This is a genomic window from Sandaracinomonas limnophila (assembly GCF_004005965.1).
Classification (GTDB): Bacteria; Bacteroidota; Bacteroidia; order Cytophagales; family Spirosomataceae; genus Sandaracinomonas; species Sandaracinomonas limnophila.
Map to the genome: position 1 here is coordinate 98,479 of NZ_SACY01000005.1, position 20,057 is coordinate 118,535.

The following is a 20,057-nucleotide window of genomic DNA, read 5'->3' on the forward strand; positions in this document are numbered from 1 at the left end:
TCAATACAATTTATTCACAGCATTTTTTGCTTCCACTTTTACTTCCAGGGAACTAACTGCTGAAAATCCAAACCAACCTGCACCTTGCCAAGCAGAATTTTTGTTAGTATTGATTAAATTACTTGGTATATTAGCTGCAGGACGAGAAAACAAGCCTGCATTATTTATCTCAGAACGGGCTTGGAAATAAAAGTCAAATTCCCCTTCAGAAATAGACCAAATCTCTACGCGCAATTTATTACCTTCTTCATATAACTCAGGAGATATCGCTGACCTAACTGGTAAAATAAACATCAAACCATCTCCTTGCGCTCCCTTTTGAAAATTAGAATCATACATAACTGTCAAATTATTGGGCTCGTTGAAAAGTTTATCATTTTTATAAACTTTTAATCGGTAACAATCTCCAACTCCTTTCGGATCTGATGCATAAAATTGCGCCTCAAAACCTTCTGTAGGTTTCCCCTCACCCGATTGCCTCAAATTGGCTTTTGCCTTTTTGTATCGAATGGAATCGATTGGTGGCACGCGATACATTTTAGTACTAGCCTCTAAATGTTCCCCATTCCAATCAACTTTTAATACATATTTTCGACCTACTTTTCCGATGCTTTCTGAGCCAATGGGCTTCCATTCATAAATTCCTTCCTGCGACAAACTTTCTTTAAATTCAAATACATTCCCAAGCGTATCTAAAACCTGAACCTTTGCACCTTTTATAGCTTCAATTGTTCCGTTGTCGAAATAATTCTGTGATTTTACCAAGCGAATCACTTGATTCCCAGGCAAGTTAGTCAATTGGGCATCAACCACTACAAATTGATTTGAGTTTGGAACTTTTAAATCAACAACTTCTTCACAGGAAAAAAGACCCAAAACCATTAATATAGAAAATATGGAAAAAATGAATCTCATTAGAAGTTAAAATTATAAGTTACAGCTGGCACAAAAGAACCAATGATTGACAATTGAACAGCTTCGGTCTGAAGCGTATTTTCTTCATTCGGTCTTGTATATATTGAAAATGGATTTTTTCTATTGTATAAATTGTAAATAGAGAATACCCATTCAGATTCACCTTTTTTGAACAATCCTTTTTTGCTTTTTCTAGTAGCCGAAATATCTAAACGATTGTAATCTGGCACACGAATATTACCCCTAGTTCCAGCAGGAGTTAAAGGATAGGAAATCCCATCAAAACTAAACTTCTGAAGTGGTAATGAATAAGGAACCCCTGAAATATAGGCAAAATTCATCCCAAAAGACCACCTTTTTGCGGTTTGGTATTGTAAAATTAAATTAAAATTATGGGTTCGATCGTATCGGGTGGGAAACCAATCGTTATTGTTCAATTCCTCAATTTTTCTTTCGGTTCTGGAAAGTGTATAACTTATCCATCCTGTAACTTTTCCTGTATTTTTTTTCACAAACCATTCCAAACCATAGGCACGTCCTAATCCAAACAATAAATCTTTTTCAAATAAAGGATTTAGAAACAAATTAGCACGGTCTGCATAATCAATCTGATTATCCATAGTTTTATAATAAACTTCCATGGAGGCTTCATAATTTTTCTCTTCCCCTAAATTGGCAAAATAACCTGCAGCAAATTGATTCACCAATTGTGGTTTTATATTATTTGTTGAACTAGTCCAAACATCTAATGGGGTTGATGCAGCCGTGTTCGACATCAAATGAATATATTGTGCTAAACGATTAAATGAAACCTTAATGGAATTATTCGAATTCAAACTCCAATTTAAAGAAATTCGAGGTTCTAAATTAGTATAATTTGCAAGTACTTTAGATGGATCTGCTGAAAAGGTTTTCAGTGAATAACCTGAAGGATTTTCAATACTCTGGCCAGTTTTTACTCGCTCATAATATTCACCATTGGTACTTCTGAATTGATAATTAGAAAGGCGCAAACCAGATTGTAATGTCAAATTAGTAGCAGGTTTAAATTCATGACCTACATAGACTGAGCTTTCCATTCCTAATTTATCAGATTGCCCAAATTCCCTTTTTTCCCCATTGGAAGTTGCAGTTGCAGAACCTGGCTTAAAGTTATAGGAAATAACTTGTCCACCAAATGTAAGTGTATTATCTGGTTTAATGTAATAGATAAAATCAGGCTTAAAACTTAAATTAATAATATTTGAATTCCATTTAAAGGCATTTTCTGGCTTTTTGTTTTTTAAATCAGAATCCAACATATAATCATAATTGCTATAAAAAACTGTTGAATTTAAGAACAACTTATTGGAAAAAACGTGGTTCCATCGGGCAGACAAGGTCGAATTCCCCCAATTAAACCCAAAACCTGAACCAAATACATCCCTCCCAAAATAGCCCGAAAGATAAAATGTATTCTTTGTATTAATGTTGTAATTTACCTTGGCTGTTAAATCGTAAAAACTAAATTTGGCATCAGAACTGCTACCTGTCAAAAATGGTTTTGCCAAAACATCAATATAGGATCTCCTTGCTGCAACTATAAAAGAGGCTTTATCTTTTACAATAGGTGCCTCAATGGATAAACGAGAAAATATAACTCCAATTCCGCCATGCACTTCCATTTTTTTGGAATTCCCTTCCTTCATTTTAACATCTAAAATGGAAGACCCTCTACCCCCAAATTGGGCGGGTATTCCACCTTTATATAGCTTTACATCTTTTACCGCATCCGGATTAAACACTGAAAAGAAGCCAAATAAATGGGATGAATTGTACACAGGTGCCTCATCTAATAAAACTAAATTTTGATCAACCCCGCCACCTCGTACATTGAATCCCGAAGCACCTTCACCCACCGTAGATACACCTGGTAATAATTGAATTGCTCTAACTAAATCAACCTCTCCTAATAATGCTGGAATTTTTCGAATCGTTTTGATATCAATTTTATTAACCGACATCTCCACACTGCGTACATTGTCTTCCTTCGATTGCGCTGTTACCTTAACCTCTTGCAGCTCTTCTATTTTTAATTCCAATTCAACATTTTCTTCCATCTTGTTTGCATTGAGCAAGATGGTTTTTACAACTTTTTTATAGCCGGCCGCACTAAAATTTAAATGATAAGAACCAGATGGCAAGGTTAAACTATAAAAACCATAGCTATTAGCTGAAGTTCCCATTTTCAGCTCTTCTACATATATAGTTGCACCTATTATTGACTCTCCATTGGACTTATCTTTTACATAGCCGCTTATGCTTTGTTTTTGTCCAAATGCAAAACTGGATACAAAAAGCAAAAATCCTAAAAATATATGTTTTCCCATGTGATTTATCGAGCGCAAATATAAAAAATAAAGGCAAAATTTTAGCTCCATTCATCACTTTGTATAAAAATATCAAAAAAATTGTAATATTTTTTTGATAATCAGTAATATATTACCGATAGAATTTTTTTATTTATTTTTTTTAATAAAATTTGTGTCAACAAACGTAAGACCTCCGCCGTGGACCAAAAATTATTTGGAAATATTATAAAGGAAAAAAGAAATTCTTTAAACCTATTGCAAGAAGAATTAAGCGAAAAAAGTGGAGTGGCAATTAAAACAATTCATTCCATAGAAACAGGAAAGGGAAACCCTTCCTTTCAAAGCATACAAAAACTATTTGAAATTTTAGAACTAGACCTAATTATTATATCATCCAACCCAAAAAAATAATCCTATGGAACAAGCCATCAGTTTTGAACGAATTCCAACAAAAATATTTAAAGATTCAGAGGGCGCCTCGAAAATTGCCGCTCAAGAAATAGCACAAATCATCAAACAAAAGGAGAAGGAAGGTAGGCCTGCGGTCTTAGGGTTGGCAACAGGCTCTACCCCTAAAAAAGTATACCAAGAATTGATCAGATTACATAAGGAAGAAGGTTTAAGCTTCAAAAATGTAATTACCTTCAATTTGGATGAATATCACCCAATGGAACCAGATGCAATCCAAAGCTATGTCCGGTTTATGAAAGAACAATTATTTGATCATATCGATATTCCTTCACAAAATATACATATCCCGAATGGACAACTTCCTCTTGAAGAAATTCCAGCTTTTTGTAAAGCCTATGACGAAAAAATTGAAAGACTTGGAGGATTGGATTTTCAAATATTGGGTATTGGAAGAAATGGACATATTGGTTTCAATGAACCAGGCTCTTTAATTAACTCCAAAACACGTTTAATGACACTCGACATGAGTACTAAATTAGACGCATCGGTTGATTTTGGTGGACTAGAAAAAGTTCCTAAACGGGCTATCACCTTAGGAATTGAAAAAATAATGAATGCCAAACGTGTTTTATTGTTGGCATTTGGTGAACACAAAGCCCAAAGTATTGTACAAGCGGTGGAAGGTCCTGTGACTGCAGATATCCCGGCCTCCTACCTACAACAACACCAAAATGCAGTATTCATGATAGATGAGGCTGCTGCAGCCAACCTAACTCGCATAAAAACACCATGGGTTGTAGAATCAGTGAACTGGGATAAAAACACCATTAAAAAAGCAGTTACACACCTTGCTTTAACCTTAAATAAACCTATTCTAAAACTAACGACAAAAGACTACAACGAAAATGGTATGTCGGAATTACTGTCTTTGTATGGACAAGCCTACGACATTAACATTGAAGTTTTCAACTACCTGCAGCACACCATTTCGGGTTGGCCAGGAGGAAAACCCAATGCAGACGATACCTATCGACCCGAAAGAGCCTTCCCTGCTAAGAAAACAGTATTAATTTTCAGCCCACACCCAGACGACGACATCATCTCTATGGGCGGCACCTTTCAACGTTTACACGACCAGGGGCACGAGGTGCATGTTGCCTATCAAACCTCAGGCAATATTGCGGTAGCTGATGATGAGGCACTTCGTTTTGCAGAATTTGTGGTCGATTTCAACGATAATTTTGATTCGTCGAACGCCAAGGCGAATCGAATTTATAAGGAAGCAGTCAAATTTTTGAAAAATAAAAAAGATTCAGAATTAGACATTCCTTCTGTCAGAGAAATCAAAGGACTTATTAGAAGAGGGGAGGCAAAAAATACTTGCAGATTTGTCGGAATCAAAAAAGAAAATGCACATTTCTTAAATATGCCATTTTACGAAACGGGAACCATTCGTAAGAAACCCATCGGCGAAGAAGATATTCAAATCATTGTTGACCTGATTGAGCAAATCCAACCCCATCAAATTTATGCTGCAGGCGACTTGGCGGACCCTCATGGAACCCACAAAGTTTGCCTAGATGCGATTTTCGAAGCCATACAACGCCTTAAACATCGAGAATACATGAACAACTGCTGGGTATGGTTGTACAAAGGTGCCTGGGCTGAATGGGATATCGACCAAATTGAAATGGCCGTACCAATGTCGCCCGACCAAGTTTACAAAAAAAGAATTGGAATTTTCAAGCACCAATCGCAAAAGGATGGTGTTGTATTTCAAGGAGAAGATTCTAGAGAATTTTGGCAAAGAGCTGAAGAACGAAATAGAGGCACGGCCCAATTATATAACCAATTAGGCCTTGCCGAATATGAAGCAATGGAAGCTTTCGTTCGCTGGAGATTTTAAATTACACTAATGCATCAAACAAAACCTCTGCGGTATGCAGTGCTCTGCGCTGCGTACCGTCATGTATTTGATGACGACAACTTGTACCTGAAGCCACAATAATCACCTCTTCAGGCTGCGAACGAACTGTTGGAAATAAAACCAACTCCCCTATTTGCATCGACAAATCGTAATGCTCCTTTTCATACCCAAAAGAACCTGCCATTCCACAACATCCAGAAGGTATCAATTGAACTTCATAATTTTCTGGCAATGACAAGGCTTTTTTAGCTGAAACTAAATTGGAAATTGATTTTTGCTGACAATGTCCGTGTAATTTCAATAACCGTTTTTCTGATGTAAATGCCGATTTATTTACTCGACCTGCTTCTAATTCTAGAGCCAAAAACTCTTCTAATAAATAGGCGTTTTTAGCTAAATTTTTAGCTTTTTCAATCAATTCTTCCGAAACCAAATCAGGATACTCATCTCTAAAAGTCAATAAAGCAGAAGGTTCAATACCCACCAAAGGCATATCGGAAGTAATTATATCAGCAAACAAACGAACATTTTTATTGGCAATTTCTTTGGCCTCATCCAACATCCCCTTCGATAAATAAGCTCTACCAGAAATTGGGTGATTGACAGTTTTCACCTCATAGCCTAACTTCTCCAATAATAATACTGCTTTTTGCCCAACCTCTACATCGTTGTAATTGGTAAATTCATCAAGGAATAGAACCAGAGAAGGTGCAGATGGGACCACAGATGCCACTGATTTTCGTTGGTTCAACCAACTCCGAAGCGTTTGTTTTGCCATCAAGGGCATGGTTCGCTCTGGATGAAATCCGACCATAGTATTAGAAATTCTTCTAATCCATGGAGTACCCATAATCACATTATAAAGGCTAGGAATTTTAGCAGTAATGGCAGAAATATTGGCAAAATTTCCAACCAACCAACTTCTCAATGGCAAACCCTTTTCTTTTTGGTATTGGTACAAAAACTCCATTTTCAATTTAGCCACATCCACGTTAGATGGACATTCAGACTTACAGCCCTTACATGCCAAACACAAATCCATCACTTCCTTAATCTCATCATGTGCAAATCGATTTGGCTGTGTAGATTTGGTTAAAAATTCTCTTAAAATATTGGCACGAGCACGCGTAGTTTCTTTTTCATTTCTGGTTGCCATAAATGACGGACACATCGTGCCACCAGAAACAGGAGTTTTTCTACAATCTGCAGAACCATTGCATTGCTCGGCATGCTGCAAAACATCTTGATCTGTATATCTAAATGCAGTTTTAAATTCTGGTGTTACTTGCCCAGCCTCATAGCGTAAAAATGAGTCCATTGGAGGCGTATCCACAATTTTATTGGGATTAAAAATCCCTTTAGGATCCCACCACGACTTCAATTGACGCATCAATTCATAATTCTTTTCCCCCACCATCCAAGGAATAAATTCTCCTCGCAAACGTCCATCACCATGTTCTCCTGAAAGTGAGCCCTTATATTTTTTTACTAATTTGGCAATCTCCTCTGCAATGGTTCGGAACAATTCATGTCCCGATTTTGTTTTAAGATTTATGATTGGTCGAAGGTGTAATTCTCCCGAACCTGCATGAGCATAATGTACACAATACAAATTATTTTCAGCCAAAATCTCATTGAATTCCGCAATAAAAGCAGGTAAATCATTTACATCTACAGCCGTATCTTCAATTACCGCCACGGCCTTTTCATCCCCTGGCAAATTTGACAAAAGTCCTAATCCTGCCTTTCTCAAATCCCAGACCTTCTTCACATTGGCACCTGTAACATAAGGAAAATGATAACCCAAATTCTCCGCCAACATTGCCTGCTCTAACTCTTTGGCCTTTTTTTCTAAATCAATTGGATCATCAGAACGAAGTTCAACAACTAAAATAGCTCCAGGATCTCCTTCAACGAAAAATCTATTTTGTCTTTGTTCCGGATTTGCCTTGGTACATTCCAAGATGTAATGATCCATCAATTCAGAAGCGGATGGATCAAATTTCAAGGCAATTAAATTTGCTCGTAAAGCTTCATCAATCGTATTAAAATGTGCACAAACCAATCCCAAATGAGCAGGAGGCTGAGCATCTACATGTAATTTAATTTTGGTTGCGAAACAAAGGGTTCCTTCTGAACCTGCTAATAAATTACAGAAATTAAAAGGGAGTGTTCCTCCGTCAAAGGCATCCGAATTGGCAATAAAATCTAGGGCATAACCTGTATTTCTTCGATCAATACTAGGCTTTGGAAATTCATCATTTATTTCTTGAATAACTGCCTTTTGTCCGATTTCTTGAATGGTTTTTTGATAGATCTGATGTAATCTACTTCCTGTAGGCAACGACTTTAATGTTTCATGAGGATTTTCTCTTTTGAAATGAACAAATGTTCCATCTGAAAGGAAGCCTTCGATTTCTAAAACATGGTCACGCGTTGAGCCGTAAACTACTGAGTTAGAACCGCAAGAATTATTTCCTACCATTCCACCAATCATGGCACGATTTGCTGTTGATGTCTCTGGACCAAAAAATAATCCATGCTTTTTCAATTCTACATTCAACACATCGCGTACTACGCCTGGCTCTACCCAAACGTAAGATTGCTCCTTGTTTACCTCTAAAATTTTTGTAAAATGTTTGGAAACATCTACAATAATTCCTTTTCCCACTACCTGACCTGCCAATGAAGTACCTGCAGTTCTTGGAATAATAGGTAATTGATATTGATCTGCAAAACGAATTATTTTTTCAATATCCTCTAAGGTTTCCGGAATGGCCACTGCCAAAGGCATTTCTCGATACGCAGAGGCATCTGTGGCATACAAGGTTTTCATCACGGTATCTGTGTAAAGAGAACCTTGAATTTGTTCAGACAATAAACTTAACTGGTGATTAATTATACTTTCCGGACTCATGAATATCTAATCGTTTGCAAATTGCAAAGTTAACCAAACCTACGCTTAGTAACAATTGTGCAAGGATATAAGTGCCCATTACCCAAAAAGAATTTCCTGAAAAGCTTTGATAAAATTTATTAATAGCCAATAAACTATCGGAAATGACAAATAAAATGGCTCCGACGAAAACTAGTTTAAAATTTAAATTACTTGCAACAGCTTTCCTTAAAAACGCAAAATAGGCCATAGAACCCAAAGCTAAGGCATAAACAACTACGGGAATTGAAAGTTCTGTTGAAACTCCAGGCCATAATATTTTTAGCAAAAATAGTACATAAACCAAAATCAAAATGAGCATAATTAAATTCAAAAGTAGGTTTTTTGAAAAGCCAAATAACTCTTCACGAAACATTCGAATATAAATTATTTGCATTACCAAAAAACTTAGTAAACCTAATGGAAAAAAAATTGGTGCTGAAAATAGCAGAAATACATCGCCTAACCACGCAAAAAATAAGGCATAAATTATTTTAGATCTTTCATTTTTTTGCAGGTTGTCGATCACAAAAAAAATCAATAAGAGCATTAAAGCAGGTTTTGTGAAAAACCTTAACGATTCTGTAGGCAAAACGAAAGAATCAATTAACAACTCGAGAATTGCAACAAAAACGTATAAAGTCAAAAATCTGAATTTACTAATATTTTCAAGCATTGGTTTAAATTAATTCAGCATGAAATGCAATTTACAAATTTCCTTAACATACATATATTTTTTTATATTTGTATAAACTATCCCATTTAATGCGCTCTAATTCACTAAAAAACGTAATTTATTTCGGCTTATTCCTTTGCATTTTACTAATTGCTTATTTATTGCGTATCAAAAATCTAGATACATTTTCAATTGGAGGTGATGAATTTTATACACTGCTTAGTTCAAATTACATTTATCAAGAAGGTGGACTTCAAGGTTTTTTAAATCAACCTTTTTTTACAAATAAAGATTGGCTTCCTAGTAATAGTTTTTCGGACTTGATGTCCGCCATGGCTAGAAGGGATAATGGAAGTGGTTTGCTTTTTAATATTTTAATTCACTATTGGGTTAAAATATTCGGTTATGAAGATTGGGGATTGCGTTACTTTTCTGTCATAACTAATATGGGTCTTCTCATTAGTGTTTTTTACTTTTGCAAAAACCAATTAAAGTCTAAACTTGTTGGCTTGTTAAGTATATTTTTATTGGCTATTTCTCCTTTTCTTGTTTCCTATTCTCAGGTTGCTAGAACTTACTCTTTGGTTTTTCTGTTTAGTGTTTTGTCAAGTTATTACTTTCTCAATTGCTTAAAAGCAGAGCCTTCAAAAAAATTAAAACCCTTTGTTATTTTTGGAATTGTCTCATTATTAACTCTAATGACTCATTATTCCATTTTCATATTATTTATCTTTCAATTTTTATTTTTGTTGATTTTCAACTGGAACAATTTTAAAGCTAATTTTTTCAAGTACCTTTTAGCGGCAAGTTTTCCTATCCTAGGTATGTGCCTATGGCTGATGAGCCCTGGGGGACTCTATTCTTTTCATTCCATAGAGGTAAGCAAACAATTTTATAATTATGTGGCGCAAAGTGGCAATGGTGGAGAATGGCTACAAGTTTTTAGTATAAAAAATGTAACGCTTCAACTGGCAAAGGTCATTTCAATGTCAAATTTATTCTTCGACAGATTAGCCTTTGATGTATTTGGCAAAAAGAATTATTTATTTACTTTTTTATTTATCATAGGTTCTGCTTATTCGAGAAAACAAGATTTTTTCAAAAATAATCCAAATTTTATTATTGTTTTAGATATCATTTTTTTTATCCTATTGTCTGGATTCACAAGTAACCATTCGATTTCCTTTTTGATTATCTATTTACTTGGAGTTTTAATTTCAACAAACTTTGCTTTATTAAAACCTTCAAATAATGCTGAAAATTATTCTATTGCAATCTATTTATTCTCATTTTTAGGTTTATTTTTATTCGCATATTTAGATGGAAACACTTTTCGTGTTATGGCAAAATACGCTGGATATTCTTATGTTTTTGGTAGTATTTTCGGCAGCATATTTTTAGTCAAGGTTTTCGAAACACAAAACAAAGATCAAAAATTGTTATTAACACTATTGTTAATTTGTACAACTCTTTCTTCCGTAGAACTAGTTCATAACATTTATAGGGATAAAATGGAGCCGTATTTTTATTCATGGAGCACACCGAGAACTAAAAACGAATATCTATTGGCAAAGGAAACGATTCTAAAGAACTATCAGAAAGGAGATACTTTGATCTATCCATCATTTGTATTCAAACCAACCAAATTTGATATTGAAACTCCACATCATTCGGTTCAAGTTGCACAATACATGAATTTGTATTTACATAATGTAGACCAAACAATTTATCAGAAAATTGACACGATGAATCTTGATAAAATTATTTTACAAAAACCTAGTGGTAAAAAAAATATTATCTATCAATTTAAAAATAATTTATACTTAAAAGATTGGTAACAAAAAAAGGAGGTTTTTCAACCTCCTTTTTTTGATTTTAAAATTCAAGTATGCTTAAGAGCCACAAGCCTCACACGCTTCAGGATTATCCAATGAGCAGGCCATATCAGATCTATTTTGCTCATCGCTAAACGATGCTGCTGCATTAGCTGCATATTGCCCATATTGCAATTCTGTTTCTTGCACCTCATTGGTTTGTTCAATAGCAGGCTCTGCTTGCTTTTCAACGGTAAACTTAATTGCATCAGCAGCTGCTTTAGTTCTTAAGTAATACATACCCGTTTTCAAACCTAATTTCCATGCGTGGAAGTGCATTGAAGTCAGTTTACCAAAGTTAATATCTTGTATATGGATATTTAAGCTTTGAGATTGGCAAATATAAGCACCACGATCTGCAGCCATTTCCAAAATGGTCTTTTGCTTAATTTCCCAAACAGTTTTGTAAAGGTCTTTGATATTTTGTGGAATTTCAGGAATATTCTGAACCGATCCGTTAGCTGAAATCAACTTATTCTTCATGGTCTCATTCCACAAGTTCAATTTAATCAAGTCTTTCAACAAATGCTTATTTACCACCACAAATTCTCCTGAAAGTACTCGACGAGAGTAGATATTAGAAGTATATGGCTCAAAACACTCGTTATTTCCTAAAATTTGACTAGTAGATGCTGTTGGCATTGGAGCAACTAATAACGAGTTTCTCACACCATTTTCCACAACCTGTTTGCGCAAATTCTCCCAATCCCAGTTACCTGATGTTGGTGTCACGTTCCACATATCAAATTGGAACACGCCTTTTGAAATTGGCGATCCCTCCCAAGTTGAGTACGGACCTTCCACCTTCGCTAATTCCATAGAAGCTTCCATAGACGCAAAGTAGATGGTTTCAAAAATATCTTTATTCAATTGTTTTGCTTCTTCAGACTCAAACGGCATACGCAACATAATGAACACATCAGCTAAACCTTGAACTCCTAAACCAATAGGTCTATGGCGTAAATTTGAATTTCTAGCTTCAGGAACAGGATAATAATTAACATCAATAATCTTGTTCAAGTTTCTAGTAGCTGTTTTAGTTACCTCGTATAAACGTTGGTGATCAAAAACAAGATTACCGTTATCGTTCTGGCGAACATATTTAGGTAAGGCTAAAGATGCCAAATTACATACGGCTACCTCATCTTTAGAAGTATATTCTAAGATTTCAGTACAAAGGTTTGAGGACTTTATTGTACCCAAATTCTTTTGGTTAGACTTATTGTTGGCATGGTCTTTATACAACATATAAGGTGTACCTGTTTCAGTTTGAGATTCTAAAACCTTAAACCACAACTCTTGAGCCTTAACTGTTTTTCTTGCCTTGCCTTCTAACTCATATTTATTATATAAAGCTTCAAACTCATCACCATACGTATCTGCTAATCCCGGACACTCATGTGGACAGAATAAAGACCACTCCTCATTACTTTCTACACGCTTCATGAATAAATCTGGTATCCAAAGTGCATAGAACAAATCACGTGCACGAAGTTCTTCTTTTCCGTGATTCTTTTTCAAATCTAAGAATTCAAAAATATCAGCATGCCATGGCTCCATATAGATCGCAAAGCTACCTTTACGCTTACCACCCCCCTGATCAACATAACGTGCTGTGTCGTTGAATACGCGCAACATTGGAATGATACCATTTGATGTACCATTAGTTCCTTTAATATATGATCCTGTTGCACGAATATTGTGAATACTCAAACCAATACCACCAGCAGATTGAGAAATCTTAGCAGTTTGTTTCAAGGTATCATAAATTCCTTCAATTGAATCATCTTGCATAGTTAATAAGAAACAAGACGACATCTGAGGCTTTGGAGTACCTGCATTGAATAAAGTTGGGGTTGCATGCGTAAACCAACGCTCCGACAACAAGTTGTAGGTATCAATTGCAGCTTCTATATCTGCACCGTGAATACCAACCGCTACACGCATCAACATGTGTTGAGGGCGCTCAGCAATTTGTCCATCCAACTTTAATAAGTACGATTTTTCTAAGGTTTTAAATCCAAAATAGTCATATCCGAAATCTCTATCATATATAATAGCCTCATCCAACGCAACGGCATTATTTTTGATTACATCATAAACTTCTTTCGACAAAAGAGCAGCATTTTGCCCAGTCTTTGGATCTACATACGTAAAAAGACGTTTCATGGTTGCAGAAAACGACTTCAACGTGTTTTTGTGCAAATTTGAAATAGCAATACGTGCAGCCAAAACAGCATAGTCTGGGTGCTTGGTTGTAAGCGATGCAGCTGTCTCTGCTGCAAGGTTATCTAACTCGGTAGTTTTAACACCATCGTATAGACCAGTAATTACTTTTCGAGCCACCTCTAAAGGTTGAACAAAATAAGGATCTAAGCTGTAACACAACTTTTCAATCCTTGCGGTAATTTTGTCAAATTTAACTGACTCGCGACGACCGTCTCTTTTAATTACAAACATTTGCTTCGTTGAATGATATGATAAAAAACATTATTTAAATATAAATTTAAAGGGTTTAGGGTTAGACAATACAATTTCTCATAAATTTTCGTACTCAAAAATTTAGAAAAATACCTCCGACGCTCAAAATAGTAAGTATCGAGGATTTGGGTTATTTTTTTAGGCTTTGATTACACTAGCAATTGAATCACTACTAGCGTTTAGGCGCAGAGTAAAATTAGAAAAAAACTACACCTATTGCAAACATTTTTTTTACCAAAATTTAACAGAAAATAGTACGTATTTGAAATGCACAAAGCAAGTATCGAGTAGTCAGTTCATTAAGAGATTGTCACCTCGGAAAAATCCAATAAAAATATTTTAAACTTTTTTGTGGATAACTTTTTATAGAATTTCTCTTGCATTTTAGTCCAAAATTTATTTTGAATGTAAAAATAATTTACCTAATTTTGCAACCCAATTCAGACAATATGTGTTCCCCCATATTGTGATTAATAAATTAAACAGACGGCAGGGAATCGTCCGAAAAAACAAACAAATGAAAAAAGACATCCACCCAGAATACAAAGAAGTAGTATTCCACGATTTATCAGCTGATTATAAGTTTGTAACTCGTTCTTGTGTAAACACCACAGAAACTACTGAATTCGAAGGAAAAACATACCCAGTTTTCAAAATTGAGGTTTCATCTCAATCCCATCCATTCTATACTGGTAAAAACGTATTATTGGATACTACTGGTCGCGTTGACAAATTTAACAAGCGTTACGCGAAAAAATAATATCAAGAAATTGATAAGGAAGCCCTTGCATTTATATGTAAGGGCTTTTTTTATTACCTTGCATCATGGCAAATTCACTATACCTATTTAATGACCCTCAACTTATTGAGCAATTGCGCCCAATTTGCGATCATAGACCGTTAAGTGAAATCATACTAGGCACTTCAACCATTTCCCAAAAATGGGCAAAAGAATTTGACATTATTCAAGAACCTAGAGATGAAAACTGTCTCCAAATCTTAGGAAGCCTTTTACCCCAAGAATCCTACCTTCCTACCCTAAAAAATCTTCGGACAGGTGAAGGACTATACAAAAACAATCAATTAGTAGCCTTCCGTGGCAACCGCCAGCAAATAACCACCAAAATACAAATCAGTGAGGCGCATTTAATTGAATTTCCAGAGGATATTTTAACCTATCAAAAGGAATATTTACCGAAAGAAATCAGACCTGAAGCTTTTGATCTATCTAAACTTAGAGAACTTGGCAATCAAATCATTGAACCAAGCCATTGCTTTATTCATCCAACCGCAACCATCAAAGGTAGTATTTTGGATGCAAGCAAAGGCCCTATTTATGTGGGAGAAGGGGTTGAGATACAAATTGGGAGTTTGATTCAAGGTCCAGCGGCACTTTTGAAAAACTCCATTACTAATTTGGGGGCAAAAATTCGTCCTTTCACCACCATCGGTGAAAATTGTAAGGTTGGGGGAGAAATAAGCTACTCTATCCTTCATGCACATTCCAATAAAGCCCACGATGGCTACTTGGGGAATTCTGTCATTGGATCATTTTGTAATTTTGGAGCCCTAAGCAATTCTTCAAATGTAAGAAACGACTTGAAAAATATTTCACTTTACGATTATTCTACCAAATCTTTCCGACAAACCTCTGTAAAATCTATTGGACTAATTACAGGCGACTACATCACCACAGGGATTGGAACACAATTTAACACCGCCACAAGCATTGGCTCACATTGCAATATAACTAGTCACCAATTTCCAGAAAAATACATTCCAGCTTTTACCTGGGGTCAAGCCCCCCAATTTTCAAAATTTAAACTGAAAAAAGCTATTGAAATTGCAACTACTTGGTCAATAGCCAAAGGAGAAAATTTGTCAGAAAAGGCCCGAAAACGAATACATGAAATTTGGAAAGAGGTCTAAACTTTCCGAAATTCGTATTCAAATAAAATCATGCAGTTCCAAGAAATCCCTGGCTTAGCAAATACTAAAAACCTTTTGATTCAAGGGGTTCGAAATAACCATATCGCCCACGCTCAGCTTTTTCATGGACCTGCAGGAGGTGCTCAATTGGGCATTGCATTGGCCTATATATCCTATTTATTTTGTCCGAATAAAACCGAAACTGATAGTTGCGGTGTGTGTCCATCTTGTCAAAAGCTAAAAAAGGGAATCCATCCAGATGTTGTCTATGTTTTTCCAACCTTTACCACAAAAAAAATAACCGAGCCAGAATCTGACCTATTCTTAATTGAGTGGAGGGAATTTATTCAAGAAAGTCCCTACAGAACACTCGCAGATTGGATGATTTTTGCAGGAGCCGAAGGTAACAAACAAGGTTTAATCCCTGCCCGAGAAACAAGAAAAATTTACTCCAAAATAAGTATTAAGCCTTATGAGGCTCCGAATCGAATCGTATTGATTTGGATGCCAGAGGCCTTCAATATGGAATCTGGAAATGCTCTACTAAAACCTTTGGAAGAGCCCCCAAGTAATACCATTTTTATATTAGTCACCACCGACATTCAGAAATTATTAATTACCATCCTCTCGCGTACCCAACGAATAAACATTCCGATGATTGAGGAGGAAATATTGTCTGAATATTTGTCAAAAAAATTCCAAATCGAGGAAGACAAAGCCTTTCAAATAGTTGTGGCTAGCGAAGGTAATGTTTCCTTAGCCCTTGAAAAGGCTGAAACCGAAAACATGGAAATGGCTAAATTCTTCATTGAATGGATGCGAGCGGTTTATCGAAGAAATTTCAAAACTTTAGTCGGCCTATCTGAGCAATACGATAAAATGAGTAAGGAAGACCAAAAGGCCTTGCTTGAGTATGGACTTTATATATTTAGACAAAGTTTATATGAATGGTCAGGTAACTCTGAGTTAGTCAAAGCTTATGACAAGGAAAGAAGTTTCATTCAAAATTTTGCAAAAACGATTAAACCTGAGTTGTTAGAGAAATTTTTATCAAAATTTTCAGAAGTATATTACCAATTGGAGCGCAATGCGCGAGCTAAAATGCTGCATTTGGACCTATCCTTGAACCTCATTAGATATTTCAACAGTTAATTCATGCAAACGCATATAAAAATTGGAACTCGAAATTCTGCACTCGCACTTTGGCAGGCACATTGGGTGGGAAAGCGACTGGAAGAGTTTGGAATGAGCTATGAACTGATTGCCATTTTATCCAAAGGTGATCAAATTTTAGACCGTTCTTTATCAAAAATTGGCTCAAAAGGTGTTTTCACAGAAGAATTAGAAGAAATGCTGCGAAATGGCGAAATTCATATTGCCCAACATTCCGCAAAAGATTTACCTTCTCACCTACCGAATGATTTAGAACTCATAGCTTTCACAGCAAGAGAAAAGGCGCATGATGTTCTATTGAGTCTAGATCCAGATTTTGATTTAGAGCAATCATCGAGTAAAACTATAGGAAGTTCCTCCACGCGAAGAAGGGCAATTATGCAGGCAAAATATCCGCAGCATAACCTTGTAGAAATGCGTGGAAACCTACAAACTCGATTAGAAAAATTAAAAAATGGAACATGTGATGCCATGCTTTTAGCCTATGCTGGCGTGCATCGCATGGAAATGGAACAATATATCGTAAAACATTTTCCAATAGACCAGTTTACACCAGCTGTTGGACAAGGTTCTGTTGCAATTCAAACTTCAGTTAACTTAGAAATTGTATTAAAAGAAAAAATTAGATTGGCCTGCAACGACCTCGAGACGGAAGAATGTATTTTGGCAGAAAGATCTTTATTATTTGAATTAGAGGGGGGCTGTAGCGTACCTGTTTATGGACATGCTTGGAAGGAAGGAAAAGAAATACATTTAAAGGCAGGTGTTTTATCCCTAGATGGTGGCCAACATATTGAAAGTGCAATGATTGGACAGAATTCCATTGAATTGGGCCAAAAAGTAGCCAAAGACCTCATTTCAAAAGGTGCTAAAGAAATATTAAGAGAAATTAAATCGAACTCAAACGAATGAAATTACTTATCACAGGTTCAAACGGATTATTAGGTCAAAAATTAGTTCAATTATTGAAAGGCAAAAAAGAAGTTGAACTAATTGCAACTGCCGTTGGTGAAAATCGATTACCAGACAAAAATGGATATATTTTTGAGTCGATGGACGTCACAAATCCCACAGATATTCAACGCGTCTTTAAACAACATCAACCCACACATGTCATTCACACCGCTGCCATGACCAATGTGGACCAATGTGAAGAGGATGAGGCCGGATGTGAATTATTAAATGTAACTGCGGTTAAATATTTGGTAGAAGCTTGTTCAAAATACAATTCCTTCTTGTGTCATTTGTCGACAGACTTCATTTTTGATGGAGAAAATGGACCATACGATGAAAATGCAAAAGCTAATCCAATTTCCATTTATGGTGAAAGTAAGTTAAAGGCAGAAGAAATCATCATCGCTTCAAAAACTCGCTGGGCAATAGCAAGGACTGTATTAGTTTTCGGGATTGTTGCAGATATGAGTAGAACCAACATTATTTTATGGGTTAAAAAATCGTTGGAAGACGGAAAAGAGATAAAAGTGGTAACTGATCAATTTAGAACTCCTACCCTTGCTGAAGATTTAGCCATGGGTTGTTGGCTAATTGTTCAAAAGGAAGCGGAAGGAATTTTCAATATTTCTGGAAAAGACTTCCTGACCCCGTATGAAATGGCCATAAAAACAGCCGATTTCTTCAAATTAGATAAATCCTTAATTCAAATAGCCGATTCTAGCACGTTTACACAAAAGGCAAAGCGTCCACCAAGAACAGGATTTGATATCAGTAAGGCAAGAATGGTGTTAGGTTATGAGCCACATAGTTTTGAAGAAGGAATTAAATTAGTTGCTGCGCAACTAGTTTAATGTTTTCCAAATCACATCCTTCAATTCCTGAATTCCCTCTTGCTTAATTGCAGAAATAAATTGGACTGGTAATTTTTTAGGTAATGAAGCTCGAATTTCGGCTTCCATTTCTGGAATCGATAAATCCATTTTTGAGATCACAATGATCTTTTGTTTATCTGCAAGGTCTGGATTATGCTTTTTAAGCTCCTTTAATAAGATTTTATAGGTCTTACCCCAATCTTCTGCATCAGCAGGAATAACGAAGCAAAGGATTGAATTTCGTTCAATATGACGCAAAAAGCGAGTGCCAAGACCCTTTCCCTCGGCAGCTCCCTCTATAATACCAGGAATATCTGCCATAATAAACGACTTATAATCGCGATACTCTACAACACCTAATTGAGGTACTAAGGTTGTAAATGGATAATCTGCAATTTCTGGTTTTGCGGCCGACATCACTGAAAGCAATGTTGATTTACCTGCATTAGGAAAGCCAACTAAACCCACGTCTGCCAAAACCTTCAATTCCATAACTACCCAAATATCTTGACCAGGTTCACCGGGTTGGGCGTGTCGAGGAGCTTGATTAGTTGAAGATTTAAAATGTTGATTCCCTAAACCTCCTCTTCCACCAGGCAGTAACAACACTTTTTCACCAGCTGATGTTACTTCTGCAATTTGTTCATTGGTTTCTGCATCACGAACGATTGTACCCAAAGGCACTTCAATATATACATCCTCGCCTTGTGCACCAGTTCTTCTACCTCCTTCTCCACCTTTACCATTGTCTGCAATGATATGTTTTTGGTATTTAAGGTGCAATAAAGTCCAATGTTGAGCATTTCCAACTAAATAGATATGTCCGCCACGGCCCCCATCTCCTCCATCGGGTCCACCCTTGGGTACGTGTTTTTCACGACGAAAGTGCATTGAACCTGAACCACCTTTGCCTGAGCGAAGATTAATTTTTACGTAATCAATAAAGTTGGAAGTCATTCCTTTGTATTAAGATTCTAAAATGGCAACAATTTCAGCAAAGATTTGATCAATCTCGCCTATACCATTGATCGAATTGAATTTATGTTGTCCTAAGTAGTAATTTGCTACTGGAGCAGTTTTGTTATTGTATTCTTGCACACGTTTGCGAATCAACTCTTCGTTTTGGTCATCAGGGCGACCAGAAGTTTTTCCTCTTTCTAACAAACGACTTGTTAAAACCTCCTCGTTTACCTCTAGGGCAATCATGGTAGTGATTTCTAAATCATGTTTTGCTAACACTTGATCCAAAGCTTCTGCCTGTGCGACAGTACGTGGAAAACCATCAAAAATAAATCCAGGAGCAGTTTTATTGTCATTGATTTTATTTTCAATCATCCCAATTACTACGGCATCTGGCACCAGGATCCCCTGATCCATTAATTTTTTTGCCTCCAATCCAAGCGCTGTTCCAGCTCCTATTTCAGCACGAAGTAAATCGCCAGTTGACAAATGGATTAAGCCAAATTTTTGAATAATATTTTCGGATTGAGTTCCTTTACCTGCACCCGGAGGGCCAAACAAAACTAAATTTATCATTTTATGAATTATGAGGAATAATA

General features: G+C 36.0%; 15 protein-coding genes. 8 read left to right on the plus strand and 7 right to left on the minus strand.

The annotated features are described in order from the left end of the window. Together EOJ36_RS10525 and EOJ36_RS10530 are read right to left on the minus strand one after the other, a co-directional pair. On the minus strand, positions 1-915 hold the full coding sequence (locus EOJ36_RS10525; RefSeq protein ID WP_127805137.1) for a DUF4249 domain-containing protein: 915 nt from the start codon (positions 913-915) through the stop codon (positions 1-3). Further along, positions 915-3,284, minus strand: a complete 2,370-nt coding sequence (locus EOJ36_RS10530) for a TonB-dependent receptor (protein ID WP_127805139.1) — start codon at positions 3,282-3,284, stop codon at positions 915-917. The genes EOJ36_RS10525 and EOJ36_RS10530 overlap by 1 nt, the downstream gene beginning before the upstream one ends. Before the next feature lie 180 nt (positions 3,285-3,464). Between EOJ36_RS10530 and EOJ36_RS12130 the strand changes: the two genes are divergently transcribed. Both EOJ36_RS12130 and nagB read left to right on the plus strand, forming a co-directional pair. Beyond that, complete coding sequence (locus EOJ36_RS12130) at positions 3,465-3,677, plus strand: helix-turn-helix transcriptional regulator (protein WP_127805141.1); 213 nt, start codon at positions 3,465-3,467, stop codon at positions 3,675-3,677. Positions 3,678-3,681: 4 nt separating this feature from the next. Next, positions 3,682-5,583, plus strand: a complete 1,902-nt coding sequence (gene nagB, locus EOJ36_RS10540) for a glucosamine-6-phosphate deaminase (protein ID WP_127805143.1) — start codon at positions 3,682-3,684, stop codon at positions 5,581-5,583. Position 5,584: 1 nt separating this feature from the next. Here the strand turns inward: nagB and EOJ36_RS10545 are convergent, their stop codons facing one another. Together EOJ36_RS10545 and EOJ36_RS10550 are read right to left on the minus strand one after the other, a co-directional pair. Beyond that, complete coding sequence (locus EOJ36_RS10545; protein ID WP_127805145.1) at positions 5,585-8,521, minus strand: FAD-binding and (Fe-S)-binding domain-containing protein; 2,937 nt, start codon at positions 8,519-8,521, stop codon at positions 5,585-5,587. Next, a complete protein-coding gene (locus tag EOJ36_RS10550; RefSeq protein ID WP_127805148.1) occupies positions 8,499-9,215 on the minus strand; it encodes a lysoplasmalogenase in 717 nt (238 codons plus the stop codon). The genes EOJ36_RS10545 and EOJ36_RS10550 overlap by 23 nt, the downstream gene beginning before the upstream one ends. Before the next feature lie 89 nt (positions 9,216-9,304). Between EOJ36_RS10550 and EOJ36_RS10555 the strand changes: the two genes are divergently transcribed. Further along, complete coding sequence (locus tag EOJ36_RS10555; protein WP_127805149.1) at positions 9,305-11,053, plus strand: glycosyltransferase family 39 protein; 1,749 nt, start codon at positions 9,305-9,307, stop codon at positions 11,051-11,053. A 54-nt stretch (positions 11,054-11,107) separates the two neighbouring features. On the opposite strand, the gene EOJ36_RS10560 is transcribed toward EOJ36_RS10555, so the two are convergent. After that, complete coding sequence (locus EOJ36_RS10560) at positions 11,108-13,549, minus strand: ribonucleoside-diphosphate reductase subunit alpha (RefSeq protein WP_127805151.1); 2,442 nt, start codon at positions 13,547-13,549, stop codon at positions 11,108-11,110. Between the two features lie 538 nt (positions 13,550-14,087). Between EOJ36_RS10560 and EOJ36_RS10565 the strand changes: the two genes are divergently transcribed. From EOJ36_RS10565 to EOJ36_RS10585, 5 genes are all read left to right on the plus strand, one after another. After that, the gene (locus EOJ36_RS10565) at positions 14,088-14,330 is read left to right on the plus strand and encodes a type B 50S ribosomal protein L31 (protein WP_127805153.1); all 243 of its coding nucleotides are present in this window, start codon (positions 14,088-14,090) and stop codon (positions 14,328-14,330) included. 65 nt (positions 14,331-14,395) lie between these two features. Further along, a complete protein-coding gene (locus tag EOJ36_RS10570) occupies positions 14,396-15,499 on the plus strand; it encodes a putative sugar nucleotidyl transferase (RefSeq protein WP_127805155.1) in 1,104 nt (367 codons plus the stop codon). Positions 15,500-15,529: 30 nt separating this feature from the next. Further along, positions 15,530-16,651, plus strand: coding sequence for a DNA polymerase III subunit (locus tag EOJ36_RS10575; protein WP_127805157.1), 1,122 nt, complete (start codon positions 15,530-15,532; stop codon positions 16,649-16,651). A gap of 3 nt (positions 16,652-16,654) precedes the next feature. Beyond that, on the plus strand, positions 16,655-17,584 hold the full coding sequence (gene hemC / locus EOJ36_RS10580) for a hydroxymethylbilane synthase (RefSeq protein ID WP_127805159.1): 930 nt from the start codon (positions 16,655-16,657) through the stop codon (positions 17,582-17,584). Further along, positions 17,581-18,477: an SDR family oxidoreductase gene (locus EOJ36_RS10585; protein ID WP_127805161.1), complete on the plus strand. Its 897-nt coding sequence runs from the start codon at positions 17,581-17,583 to the stop codon at positions 18,475-18,477. The genes hemC and EOJ36_RS10585 overlap by 4 nt, the downstream gene beginning before the upstream one ends. On the opposite strand, the gene obgE is transcribed toward EOJ36_RS10585, so the two are convergent. Beyond that, on the minus strand, positions 18,469-19,455 hold the full coding sequence (gene obgE, locus EOJ36_RS10590) for a GTPase ObgE (protein WP_127805164.1): 987 nt from the start codon (positions 19,453-19,455) through the stop codon (positions 18,469-18,471). The two genes, EOJ36_RS10585 and obgE, sit on opposite strands and share 9 nt — an antisense overlap. A gap of 9 nt (positions 19,456-19,464) precedes the next feature. Then, positions 19,465-20,034: an adenylate kinase gene (locus EOJ36_RS10595; RefSeq protein WP_127805166.1), complete on the minus strand. Its 570-nt coding sequence runs from the start codon at positions 20,032-20,034 to the stop codon at positions 19,465-19,467. Positions 20,035-20,057 lie beyond the last annotated feature (23 nt).